We start from the raw sequence: 11,724 nt of genomic DNA, 5'->3' as shown, positions 1-11,724 counted from the left end.
TTGGACAAGGCGCCCCAGGTCATACGCATCATGGAGCGGCAGCACCCTGCACACGCGTACGGAGGAGTCCCCGTGAAGGTCGGAATCGTCGGAGCCACCGGTCAGGTCGGCACAGTCATGCGGAAGATCCTGGCCGAGCGGAACTTCCCGGTCGACGAGCTGCGGCTCTTCGCCTCCGCCCGCTCCGCCGGCACCGTCGTCGACGGCATCACGGTCGAGGACGCCTCCACCGCCGACTACACCGGCCTGGACATCGTGCTCTTCTCCGCCGGTGGCGCCACCTCCAAGGCCCTCGCCGAGAAGGTCGCCTCGCAGGGCGCCGTCGTGATCGACAACTCCTCCGCCTGGCGCCGCGACCCCGAGGTCCCGCTGGTGGTCTCCGAGGTCAACCCGCACGCGATCAAGGACCGCCCCAAGGGCATCATCGCCAACCCGAACTGCACCACGATGGCCGCCATGCCGGTCCTCAAGCCGCTCCACCAGGAGTCCGGCCTCACCGCGCTGATCGCCACCACCTACCAGGCCGTCTCCGGCTCGGGCGTGGCCGGCGTCGCCGAGCTGGACGGCCAGGTCAAGGCCGTCGCCGACCGCGCCACCGAGCTGACCCACGACGGCGAGGCCGTGGCCTTCCCGGAGCCCGGCGTCTACCGGCGCAACATCGCCTTCAATGTCATCCCGCTCGCCGGCAACCTCGTCGACGACGGCACGCACGAGACCGACGAGGAGCAGAAGCTCCGCAACGAGTCCCGCAAGATCCTGGAGATCCCCGAGCTCAAGGTCTCCGGCACCTGCGTGCGCGTCCCGGTCTTCTCCGGCCACTCCCTCCAGGTCAACGCCCGCTTCGAGCGTCCGATCAGCGTCGAGCGCGCCTACGAGCTCCTCAAGGACGCCGAGGGCGTCGAGCTCTCCGAGATCCCGACCCCGCTCCAGGCCGCCGGCAAGGACGCCTCGTACGTGGGCCGCATCCGCGTGGACGAGACCGTCGAGAACGGCCTCGCGCTGTTCCTCTCCAACGACAACCTGCGCAAGGGCGCGGCGCTGAACGCCGTGCAGATCGCGGAGCTCGTCGCGGCCGAGCTCAAGGGCTGATCCCGCTCAGGGCCTTTACCGGAGGGGCGGCTTCCCGTTGCGGGGAGCCGCCCCTCCGGCGTGCCCGCCCGTGCCAGAGTTCCCCCATGACCCAGATACCCAAGGGGGCCAACGTCGCGGTGCCCCCGCAGGCCCTTCATGTCGCGGTCAGCTGGCGCACCGGGCACGGGGTGCCCGACGTGGACGTCTCCGCCCTGCTCCTCGGGGCCGGGGAGCGGGTGCGGGGCGACGCCGATCTGGTCTTCTACAACCATGCCGAGCATCCCTCGGGGGCCGTCCGGCACCTGGGGAAGTCGGCCCCGGGCGCGCCCGGCAGTCCGGCCGCGGACTGGCTGTGGCTGGACCTCGCGCGCGTGGAGCCCGATGTCGGGCGTCTGGTGATCGCCGCCTCCGCCGACGGGGGCGCCTTCGGGCAGGTGCCGGGGCTCGACGTGCGGGTCACGGACGGGGCCGGGAACGCGGTGGCGTACTGCGCGATCGGGGACGCGACGACGGAGACGGCCTTCGTCTTCGGGGAGTTCTACCGGCGGGACGGCGGCTGGCGGTTCCGCGCCGTCGGCCAGGGGTACGCCTCGGGGCTCGCCGGGCTCGCGACGGACTTCGGCATCGTGGTGGAGTCCCCGCCGCCGCCGATCCCGGGACCCGGCTACGTCCCCCCGCCGCCGCCCCCGGCGCCCGCCGCCCCGCCCGTGCCGGTGGCCGATCCGTACGGCGGGGCGTTCCGGCCCTGTGTGTACCAGGGGCGCGGCAAGGAGACCGTGCACTGCGACCCGGGGCTGCCGGCGGGGCACTGGGTGCTCCTGGAGATCGAGTCCTACCACTCGCTGTCCACGACGATCGAGTCCTGCGACGCGTACGGGCGGGCCGAGGACTTCCTCCTCACGGCGTACGAGGACGACGTACGCGCGCGTACCGTCGCCCTCGTCCCGCGCGCCCGCCCGCTGACCCTGCGGGTGGAGGCCGACACCCCGTGGACGCTGCGGGTGCTTCCGCTGTCCCACGCGCGCCGTTTCGACAGCCACGTCGAGGGGATCGCGCACGATCTGGTGATCTACGAGGGGCCGGCCGGCGTACTCGACTTCGCGCACCTCGGCGAGTCCAACTTCACGGTCCACCAGCACACCCCGCCGCTGGATCCGCTCTACGACGACGAGGAGCAGGACCTGCTGGTCAACGAGATCGGGGAGGTCCGGGTGAGCGCCCCGGTGCCGGGGCCGGGACTGCTGCGGATCAGTGGTGACGGGCCGTGGAAATGTTCGGTGCGTCGCTGAGCCGGCCCGTGGAAGGATGGCCCAAACGTCACGAAACCGAGGAGTTGACCGGGTGCCTGGGACAAACCTGACCCGTGAAGAGGCTCAGCAGCGGGCGGCGCTGCTGACCGTGGACGCGTACGAGGTCGACCTCGACCTCACCGGTGCGCAGGAGGGCGGCACCTACCGGTCCGTCACCACCGTCCGCTTCGATTCCGCCGAGGCCGGCGCCGAGACCTTCATCGATCTCGTCGCCCCCGCCGTCCACGAGGTCGTGCTGAACGGCCGCGCACTCGATGTCGCCGCCGTCTTCCGCGACTCGCGGATCGCGCTGGCCGGCCTGGCCGCGGGCCGCAACGAGCTGAAGGTCGTCGCCGACTGCGCGTACACCAACACCGGTGAGGGTCTGCACCGCTTCGTCGACCCGGTCGACGACCAGGCCTATCTGTACACGCAGTTCGAGGTGCCGGACGCGCGGCGGGTCTTCGCCTCGTTCGAGCAGCCCGACCTGAAGGCGACCTTCCAGTTCACCGTGAAGGCGCCGAGCGGCTGGTCGGTGATCTCGAACTCGCCGACGCCGAAGCCCGAGAACGACGTGTGGGTCTTCGAGCCGACCCCGCGGATCTCCACGTACATCACGGCCCTCATCGTCGGCCCGTACCACTCGGTGCACTCGACGTACGAGAAGGACGGGCAGGTCGTCCCGCTGGGCATCTACTGCCGTCCGTCGCTGGCCGAGTTCCTCGACGCGGACCACATCTTCGACGTGACCCGCCAGGGCTTCGACTGGTTCCAGGAGAAGTTCGCGTACGACTACCCCTTCGGCAAGTACGACCAGCTGTTCGTGCCGGAGTTCAACGCGGGCGCGATGGAGAACGCGGGCGCGGTCACCATCCGCGACCAGTACGTCTTCCGCTCGAAGGTGACGGACGCGGCGTACGAGCGCCGGGCCGAGACCATCCTGCACGAGCTCGCCCACATGTGGTTCGGCGACCTCGTCACCATGGAGTGGTGGAACGACCTGTGGCTGAACGAGTCGTTCGCCACCTTCACCTCGGTCGCCTGCCAGGCCTCCGTGCCCGGCACCCGCTGGCCGAACGCCTGGACCACCTTCGCCAACGCGGAGAAGACCTGGGCCTACCGCCAGGACCAGCTGCCGTCGACGCACCCGATCATGGCGGAGATCAACGACCTGGAGGACGTGCTCGTCAACTTCGACGGCATCACGTACGCCAAGGGCGCCTCGGTCCTGAAGCAGCTCGTGGCGTACGTCGGCCAGGAGGAGTTCTTCAAGGGCGTGCAGGCGTACTTCCAGGCGCACGCCTTCGGGAACACCCGTCTGTCCGACCTCCTCGGCGCCCTCGAGGAGACCTCGGGACGTGACCTGAAGACCTGGTCGAAGGCGTGGCTGGAGACCGCCGGCATCAACATCCTCCGCCCGGAGATCGAGACCGACGAGAACGGCGCCATCACCGCCTTCGCCGTCCGCCAGGAAGCCCCGGCGCTGCCCGCCGGCGCCAAGGGCGAGGCCGTGCTGCGCCCGCACCGCATCGCGATCGGCTTCTACGACCTGGACGAGAACGGCAAGCTGGTCCGCACCGAGCGCCTGGAGCTGGACATCGCGGCGGCCGAGCTGACCCCGGTCCCGGCGCTCGCCGGCAAGGCCCGCCCGACGGTCGTCCTCCTCAACGACGACGACCTGTCGTACGCGAAGGTCCGCCTCGACGAGGTGTCCCTGAAGAACGTCACCGCGCACCTCGGCGACTTCGCCGACTCCCTGCCGCGCGCCCTGTGCTGGGCCTCGGCCTGGGACATGACCCGCGACGGCGAGCTGCCCACCCGCGACTACCTGGACCTGGTGCTCTCGGGCATCGCCAAGGAGTCCGACATCGGTGTGGTGCAGTCGCTCCAGGGCCAGGTGAAGGCGGCCCTCGACCTGTACGCGGCGCCGGAGTGGCGCGCGACGGGCCTGGCGCGCTGGGGGGCCTTCACCCAGGAGCAGCTGCGCGCGGCCGAGGGCGGCAGCGACCACCAGCTGGCGTGGGCGCGGGCCTTCGCGGCGACCGCCCGCGAGGACGCCGAGCTCGACGTGCTCGCCGCGCTGCTCGACGGCTCCGAGGTCGTCGAGGGCCTGGCCGTCGACACCGAGCTGCGCTGGGCGTTCGTGCAGCGCCTCGCGGCCACCGGCCGCATCGAGGAGGCGGAGATCGCCGCCGAGCTGGAGCGCGACCGCACGGCGGCGGGCGAGCGGCACGCGGCCACGGCGCGCGCGGCGCGTCCGACGGAGCCGGCGAAGGCGGAGGCCTGGGCCTCGGTCGTCGAGGACGACAAGCTGACGAACGCCGTGCAGGCGGCCGTCATCGGCGGCTTCGTCCAGTCCGACCAGCGCGAGCTGCTCGCCCCGTACACCGCGAAGTACTTCGCGTCGATCAAGGGCATCTCGGAGACCCGCAGCCACGAGATCGTCCAGCAGATCGTGGTCGGTCTGTACCCGACATACCAGGTCTCGCAGGAGACGCTGGACGCGACGGACGCGTGGATCGCCGAGCACCACCCGGTCCCGGCGCTGCGGCGCATGGTCACGGAGTCCCGTGCGGGCGTGGAGCGTGCGCTGAAGGCGCAGGCGGCGGACGCGGCGGCTTCGTCGAAGTAGTCCCGCAGTACGGAAAAGGGGCGCCCTCCCCCGTGGGGGCGCCCCTTTTCCGTGTTCTGGAGTCCGCCCGGCGGGCGGGCGTCGGCGCGCGGCCGCGCCGCCGGGCGGAAGCGTTTCGCCTAGCCGCCGAGGCGGGCGTACCGGGCGCGCAGGTCGGCCGCGCCCTGCTCCGTCAGCGTGCCGTGGAGCCGCATGCGGGCGACGCCGCCGTCGGGGAAGGCGTCGAGCCGGACGTGGGTGACGACGGCCTGCGCGGGGAGCTTGAAGCGGTGCAGGGTGTCGGGCTGGAGACGGGTGCGCGGGATGATCTCGAACCATTCGCCGCTGTCGCCGTTGCGGCCCTGGAGCGCGATCCAGCCGGCCGAGTTGCCCTTGAGGTAAGCGGTGTCGATCTCGACGGCGCGGACGGCGCCCTGGGCGACGAGCCGGAAGCGGACCCAGTCGTTGGTGTCGCGGACCCGGCGGCGGCGGTTCTCCCAGCCGTCGTCCATCTTGCGGGAGGTGCCGGGCAGGATGATCTGCGTCGGCGAGGAGTAGAACTTGTCCGAGGCGTCCTCGTACGAGCCGCCGTTGAGCACGGCGATCAGGTCGAGGGTGCCGAGGAGCTCCAGCCACTCGGGGTCGGGCACGACCTCGCCGTGGACCCGGAGCCGGGCGACGCCGCCGTCGGGGTGCTGGCAGAGCCGTACGTGGGTGAAGCGGCGCTCGGCAGTGATCTCGAAGCCGTTGGCGGCGTGGCCGCGGACCGGGGTCGGCGGGACGAGCTCCTCCCACTTGGCTTCGAGCAGCTCGGCGGGGCTGGGCGAGCCTTCGACGGCGGTGGCCTGGATGCTGACCTTCTGCGGGTAGTTGCCGCGGAAGTGGGCGGTGTCGACGATGATGCCGCGGATCACGCCGGGGGCGCCGAGGCGGACGATCGCCCAGTCGTGGTCCTCGGGGGCGGGGAAGACGTTCTCGGCGTCGGCGCCGCGGCGGCGGCGGGTCTCCCAGCCGTCCATGATCTTGCCCTTGTGGCCGAAGTGCTCCGGGTCGAAGACGGCGCGCTCGCGGACCAGGAGGTTCTCCCGCTCCGCGAAGAACTCGTCGTTGGCGGCGACGACGCCGGCGCCGAGGCGGCGGTCGGCGAGGTCGACGAGCTCGGTGAAGGGGAAGTCACCGGTGCGGTAGTCGGCGTAGGGGTCACCGCCGGCGTAGGGGGCGGCGTCGTTGGCGTGCGGGTCCTGGTTCGCGTCGAGGCTGCTCATGGGATGAGCTTCTCTCCGCCCGAGCACCCCGGTCCATCGAATGTTTTCGACGATGCTGTTCAGCTTTACTGAACGATTGCGTGGTCAGCCCTGCTGAACGGTCTCGCGGGCCGCCGCCGCCTGCCGGAGCGCGGCGAGCACCCGGGCCACGGCCGGGCCCTCCTCCGCCCCGCTCCGTACCGCCGCGACGACATGGCGGCGCGGCGGGTCGGCGGAGAGGACCCGCATGACGACCCCGGTGCCGCCCCGGCGGTCCGCCGAGGCCATCCGGGGGACCAGCGCGATCCCGAGACCGGCCTCGACCATGGCGAGGATCGCGGTCCAGCCGGAGGCGCTGTGGGCCTGCTCGGGCACGAAGCCGGCGGCCTCGCAGGCGGCGGTGGTGATCTCGGACCAGGGTCCCGAGCCGCCGAAGATCCAGGGCTCGGCGGCGAGGTCGGCGAGGCGCAGGCCGGGCGCCCCGGCGAGCCGGTGGCCGGCGGGCAGGGCGACGTCGAGCGGGTCGGCGAGCAGCGGCACCCTGCTGTACTTGGGGTCGCGCGCGGACGGCGCGTGGGCGGCGAGCGAGAGGGCGAGGTCGACCTCGCCGGCCGTGAGCAGCTCGTACGCCTCCGCCGCCTCCGCCTCCCGGATCCGGACGTCGAGCCCGGGGTGGGCGGCCCGCAACTGCCGTACGGCGGGCACGAGGAGCGCGGGCACGGACGTCGAGAAGGCCGCGACCCGCACCTGGCCGGCCTCGCCCCGCAGATACCCGTCGAGTTCGGCGTCGGCACGCTCCAGCTGGGCGAAGACCGCCTCCGCGTGGCGCAGGACGAGATGGGCGGCGTCGGTGAGGCGGACCCGGCGCCCCTGGGCCTCCAGAAGCCGCACGCCGAGCTGTTTCGCGAGGTTGGTGAGCTGCTGGGACACGGCCGAGGGGGTCATGAGCAGCGCCTCCGCGGTCGCGGTGACGGTGCCGCGGTCGCGGAGGGTGCGGAGGATCTGCAGCTTCTTGATGTCCCACTCGGTCATGGGGCGCAACCTACCGGGCGGTGCCAGACTGAGAGGGAGGCGAAGAGCCGTGGTCGATCAGCTGCGCATCGAAGTCCGGGACGTGGAGCGGGCCGACGGGGACGTCGAGTCACTGCTCCGGGACCTGGACGGTCTGCGGGAGGACCTCCTCCAGCTGGACGTGGAGGACGTCGGACGGCCCGCCGCGGGACCCGCTCCCCCGGGCAGCCGGTCGAGCGCGCTGGAACAGGTCAACGCCCTGCTCGTGACGCTCACGGCCGTCCCCACGTTGCTCCACCAGATCGTCACCGTCGTCGAGAAGTGGCGCGGGCACGCGGCGGTCCCCGGCCCGGCGCCCGAGGTGACGATGCGGTTCGGCGGCGAGCAGCTCGTGCTCCGCGGCGGCTCCCCCGAGGACCAGCGCCGCATGGCGGCCCTCTGGCTCGACTCCCTCACCCCCGCCGGGCAGAGGGGGGCGGACGATGGCGGCTGACCGGGCGCGGCAGGCGCTCATCGTGGTGACCAGCGCGTACGACGATCCCGGGCTCGGCGCGCTGCGGGCGCCGACCGACGACGCGGAGGCGCTGGCGGAGGTCCTCGGCGACCCGGACATCGGCGGCTTCGAGGTGGAGGTGCTCACCGACCCGGACTCCCAGCGGCTGCGCCTGAAGGTCGAGGACTTCTTCGCGGACCGCTCGCCGCACCACACGCTGCTGCTGCACTTCTCGTGCCACGGGGTGAAGAACGCGGCCGGCAAGCTGTTCCTCGCGACCACCGACACGCGGCGCAGCCGGCTCGCCTCCACCGCGGTGCCGGCCGAGTACGTGAGCGGCCTGATGCTGACGAGCCGCGCCCAGCGGGCGGTCGTCCTGCTCGACTGCTGTTACGCGGGCGCCTTCGAGCGCGGCATGTTCGCCCGCGCCGGCACGGACGCCCATGTGCAGGAGAGCTTCCAGGACCTGGAGCGCACGGGCGGACGGCGGGGCCGCGCCGTGTTCACCGCGTCGAGCGCCGTCGAGTACGCCTTCGAGGAGGACCGCCCGGTGGCCGGAGCGGGTCTGACCGAGGGCCGCAGGCCGTCCCTGTTCACCGGCTCGCTGGTGGAGGGCCTGCGCTCGGGCGACGCCGACCGGGACTGCGACGGCGAGGTCGGCATGTCCGAGCTGGCCGACTACGTCTCGGACCGGCTGTCCGAGCTGACGCCGCACCAGACACCGCAGCTGTGGCTGTTCGGCGCCCACGGCGGCGACGTCACCATCGCCCGTACCCGGCGCAGGGCCCCGGCCGCCGTCGCGCTGCCCGCCCGGCTGGACAGCGCGGTGCACGCGAAGGGCCGCGAGGAACGGCTGTGGGCGGTGGAGGACCTCGGCGCCCTGTTGTGCGGCGACGACGTGGGGCTCGCCCTGTCAGCCCGCGCGGCCCTCGCCGAACTGGCCCGCGACGACAGCCGCCGGGTCTCCGCGGGCGCCGAACGCGCCCTGCGCACGGCGCTCCCCAGCGTCGCGCCGGACTCCCTCGACCTGGGTACGGTCACCGCCGGCACGCCCGGCCCCCGGACCCTGCTCACCCTGGACGGCCCGCCGATCGTCCGCGCCACCGTGGAGGCGGACGCGGGGGCGCCCTGGCTGCGGGCGACGTGCCTCCCGGACGGGGTCCAGGTGAGCGTGGACGTGGCCGAACCGGGGCACTACGAGGGCGATGTGCTCCTGCGCACGGCGACGGGCGAACTCCCCGTCCACGTGGGCGTCGACGCGGTTCCGGACCGCCGCCGGAAACGGTGGGCCCGAACGCCGGTGCGGGAGGCCTCGGTGGCGGCTCCGGAACCGCCGCCCGCACCCACGCCCGCGCCCCCGCCCGCACCGGCGGCGAAGGAGTCGGAGGAGTCGAAGGAACCGCAGGAGCCGAAGGAGCCGAGGAAACCTGAGCCCACGGGGCCGGAGCGGAGGAAGGCCGAGCCGCAGGCCCCGCCGAAGGCCGAGGCCGGCCGGCGGCGGCAGATGGCCGGACGGCTGGGAGTCGCTCTCCTGTGGTCCGCGTTCGCCCTCAACCTGCTCGCGCTCGTCACGCCATTGGTGACGGCGAACGGCGGCCCGTACACCACGTACTTCGCGCACACCGACGTGAAGGGGCTCACCTGGCTCGTCGTGATCGCGCTCTGGGCGGGCCTCGCCACGACCGGCACGCTCGCGGTGCTCGCCCAGCGCGGCTCCGTGCTCCCGTTCCGGCTGCCGGCCCTCGTCTGGCTGGGCTGCGTGACGGCGGCGACCATGGCGGCGACGGGGTACGTCTACAGCGTGCTCGGCGTCTACCACGAGGACTCGGGCGTCGTCATCCTCAGTACCGGTGAGACCGCGCTGGCCGTGGACATCACGGTCTCGCTCGGCGTCGGCACGGTGGCGCTCACTCTCGCCGGGGTCGTCGAACTCTGGTGCTGCGTCACTCTCTGGCGCCGGAGGCGGTCCGCGACGCCAGCGCCACCCCTCCCAGGATGAGCACCATGCACGCGACCCCGAGCACGCCGGGCTCCTCGCCGAGGAGGGCGTACGAGAGGAGGGCGACGCAGACGGGCTGGAGGTAGTAGACGATCCCGGAGCGGGCGGCGCCGATCAGGGTGACGGCCTTGTTCCAGGCGAAGAAGGCGACGGCGGAGGAGAGCACGCCGACGTAGACGAGGGGGCCGACGGTGCCGGTGCCGGGCTCGAAGCCGCCCTGGACGGCGAGGCTGATCCCGTACGCCGGGAGGAGCATGAGGGCGCCGAGGGCGAAGGTGGTGAAGAGGAAGGCGAGGCCGCCGAGTTCGGCGGGGCGGCGCTTGAGCAGGGCGCTGTAGGAGGCGAAGCAGACGGCGGCGGCCATGACCCAGAGGTCGCCGGTGGCGAAGTCCGGGGTGAGCGAGCCCTTGCTGACGAGGAGGAGGACGCCGGCGCAGGCGATGAGCATGCCGGTGGTGCGGCGCGGGCCGAGGCGGTTGCCGCCGAGCCGGGCGAAGACGGCCATGAGGACCGGGGAGGCGGCCATGATCATGCCCATGTTGCCGGCGGAGGTGGCGGTGCCGGCCTGGTTGACCAGGGTGTTGTAGACGGTGATGCCGAGCAGTGAGGCGAGGGCGAGGAAGCGGAGGTGGCGGCGGATCAGGTGCCGCTGCCGCCAGGTCTCGCGGGCGGCGAGCGGGGCGACGGCGACGAGGGCGACGATCCAGCGCCAGAAGGCGGCCTGCACCGGGGGGACGGTGTCGTGGAGGGCGCGGGCGACGACGAAGCTGCCGGACCAGACGACGGTGGCGAGGAGGGCGAGAAGCACGCCGAGGCCGGCGCCCTTGGCGGGCGTCGGCCTCTCGGTGGTGGCGGTGTCGGTGGTGGCGGTCGGGTTGCGTGCGGTGCTCAGGCTCAGGCTCATGCGCCTTACCGTCGCACCCCCGAAACCTCCAGGTCCATCGAAACTTCCTGACCGTTCTTTTCAGTTGCACTGAATGATTCGACCTCAGCGACCTCGGGGGTCTTCGCGGCCTTCTTGGTACGGGGGCTCAGCTGGCCGGCCAGGGTGGCGCCGAAGGCGATCAGCATGCCGAGCACCTGCACCGGGCCGAGGGCCTGACCGAGCGCCACCCAGCCGATGACGGCGGCGGTGATCGGCGAGAGCGGGCCGAGGAGGGTGGCCGAGGAGGCGCTCAGCCGCTCGATGCCGCGGAACCAGAGGAAGTACGAGACGGCGGTGTTGCCGAAGGCGAGGTAGGCGTAGCCGGCCAGGTTGGCGCCGGTCAGGGCCGGCGGGGCGCCCTCGACCAGGAAGGCGATGGGCGCGATGACCAGACCGCCCGCGGTGAGCTGCCAGCCGGTGAGCGCGAGGGCGCCGACACCCTCGGGGCGGCCCCAGCGCTTGGTGAAGACGATGCCGGCGGACATCGAGAGCGAGGAGAGCAGTCCGGCGCCCACGCCGATCAGGTCGAACGCGGCTCCGGCCTTGAGGACCACGAGGCTGACGCCGAAGGCGGCGGCGACGGCGGTGAGCAGGGTCTTCACCGTGGGCTTCTCGCCGAGGAAGAGGGCGGCGAGGCCAACAACGAAGAGCGGGCCGACGGAGCCGACGACCGCGGCGACTCCGCCGGGCAGCCGGTAGGCGGCGAGGAAGAGCAGCGGGAAGAAGGCGCCGATGTTGAGCGCTCCGAGGACCGCGGACTTCCACCACCAGGCGCCCTGCGGGAGCTTGCGGGTGATCGCGAGGAGCAGGAGGCCGGCGGGCAGGGCCCGCAGGAGGCCGGTGAGGAGCGGCCGGTCGGGCGGCAGGAACTCGGTGGTGACGAAGTAGGTGGAGCCCCAGGAGATCGGGGCGAGGGCGGTCAGTGCGACGACGGCGGCCTTGCGGGACATGACGGTTCCCCCTGCGGTGAGTTCCCGGACTCCCTTGGAGAGCCCCGGATTGGCTTGGCGGTAATTAACTTACCACTAAGTTACTTACTCGCAAGAGGCTTTCTTGCGATCGAGTCATGAGGAAGAGGAGA

The 11,724-nt window shown here is 72.5% G+C and carries 9 protein-coding genes; 5 read left to right on the top strand and 4 right to left on the bottom strand.

Annotation, left to right across the window (positions count from 1 at the left end):
- The first annotated feature begins 72 nt into the window (after positions 1 to 72).
- The 3 genes from AC07AW_RS08260 (at position 73) to pepN (ending at position 4,992) form a co-directional block, all read left to right on the top strand.
- On the top strand, positions 73 to 1,089 hold the full coding sequence (locus AC07AW_RS08260; RefSeq protein WP_478814663.1) for an aspartate-semialdehyde dehydrogenase: 1,017 nt from the start codon (positions 73 to 75) through the stop codon (positions 1,087 to 1,089).
- Between the two features lie 86 nt (positions 1,090 to 1,175).
- Positions 1,176 to 2,360 carry a TerD family protein gene (locus AC07AW_RS08255; RefSeq protein WP_478814662.1) on the top strand — a complete coding sequence of 395 codons (1,185 nt, stop codon included), beginning with the start codon at positions 1,176 to 1,178 and terminating at the stop codon, positions 2,358 to 2,360.
- Positions 2,361 to 2,412: 52 nt separating this feature from the next.
- Positions 2,413 to 4,992 carry an aminopeptidase N gene (pepN, locus tag AC07AW_RS08250; RefSeq protein WP_478814661.1) on the top strand — a complete coding sequence of 860 codons (2,580 nt, stop codon included), beginning with the start codon at positions 2,413 to 2,415 and terminating at the stop codon, positions 4,990 to 4,992.
- Positions 4,993 to 5,111: 119 nt separating this feature from the next.
- Here pepN and alc read toward each other — a convergent pair whose 3' ends face one another.
- Entirely contained in the window at positions 5,112 to 6,236 is a 1,125-nt protein-coding gene (alc, locus tag AC07AW_RS08245; RefSeq protein ID WP_478814660.1) for an allantoicase, read from the bottom strand.
- An 84-nt stretch (positions 6,237 to 6,320) separates the two neighbouring features.
- On the bottom strand, positions 6,321 to 7,247 hold the full coding sequence (locus AC07AW_RS08240; protein WP_478814659.1) for a LysR family transcriptional regulator: 927 nt from the start codon (positions 7,245 to 7,247) through the stop codon (positions 6,321 to 6,323).
- Positions 7,248 to 7,296: 49 nt separating this feature from the next.
- Here AC07AW_RS08240 and AC07AW_RS08235 point away from each other — a divergent pair, with 49 nt between their 5' ends.
- Both AC07AW_RS08235 and AC07AW_RS08230 read left to right on the top strand, forming a co-directional pair.
- A complete protein-coding gene (locus tag AC07AW_RS08235; protein WP_478814658.1) occupies positions 7,297 to 7,719 on the top strand; it encodes a hypothetical protein in 423 nt (140 codons plus the stop codon).
- Positions 7,709 to 9,718: a caspase family protein gene (locus AC07AW_RS08230; protein WP_478814657.1), complete on the top strand. Its 2,010-nt coding sequence runs from the start codon at positions 7,709 to 7,711 to the stop codon at positions 9,716 to 9,718. Before AC07AW_RS08235 ends, AC07AW_RS08230 begins: the two co-directional genes overlap by 11 nt.
- Here AC07AW_RS08230 and AC07AW_RS08225 read toward each other — a convergent pair.
- Together AC07AW_RS08225 and AC07AW_RS08220 are read right to left on the bottom strand one after the other, a co-directional pair.
- A complete protein-coding gene (locus AC07AW_RS08225; protein WP_478814656.1) occupies positions 9,663 to 10,622 on the bottom strand; it encodes a DMT family transporter in 960 nt (319 codons plus the stop codon). The genes AC07AW_RS08230 and AC07AW_RS08225 overlap by 56 nt on opposite strands.
- 5 nt (positions 10,623 to 10,627) lie before the next feature.
- Positions 10,628 to 11,593 carry an EamA family transporter gene (locus AC07AW_RS08220; protein WP_478814655.1) on the bottom strand — a complete coding sequence of 322 codons (966 nt, stop codon included), beginning with the start codon at positions 11,591 to 11,593 and terminating at the stop codon, positions 10,628 to 10,630.
- Positions 11,594 to 11,724 lie beyond the last annotated feature (131 nt).

The sequence above is a fragment of the Streptomyces sp. NPDC044003 genome, assembly GCF_056435185.1.
This window is presented reverse-complemented; position numbering and strand designations above follow the sequence as displayed.

Excerpts from the sequence above, each read along its gene's own strand:
- alc (WP_478814660.1), bottom strand. The coding sequence starts at position 6,236 with ATGAGCAGCCTCGACGCGAACCAGGACCCGCACGCCAACGACGCCGCC.
- AC07AW_RS08255 (WP_478814662.1), top strand. The coding sequence starts at position 1,176 with ATGACCCAGATACCCAAGGGGGCCAACGTCGCGGTGCCCCCGCAGGCC.
- AC07AW_RS08240 (WP_478814659.1), bottom strand. The coding sequence starts at position 7,247 with ATGACCGAGTGGGACATCAAGAAGCTGCAGATCCTCCGCACCCTCCGC.
- AC07AW_RS08225 (WP_478814656.1), bottom strand. The coding sequence starts at position 10,622 with ATGAGCCTGAGCCTGAGCACCGCACGCAACCCGACCGCCACCACCGAC.
- AC07AW_RS08230 (WP_478814657.1), top strand. The coding sequence starts at position 7,709 with ATGGCGGCTGACCGGGCGCGGCAGGCGCTCATCGTGGTGACCAGCGCG.
- AC07AW_RS08220 (WP_478814655.1), bottom strand. The coding sequence starts at position 11,593 with ATGTCCCGCAAGGCCGCCGTCGTCGCACTGACCGCCCTCGCCCCGATC.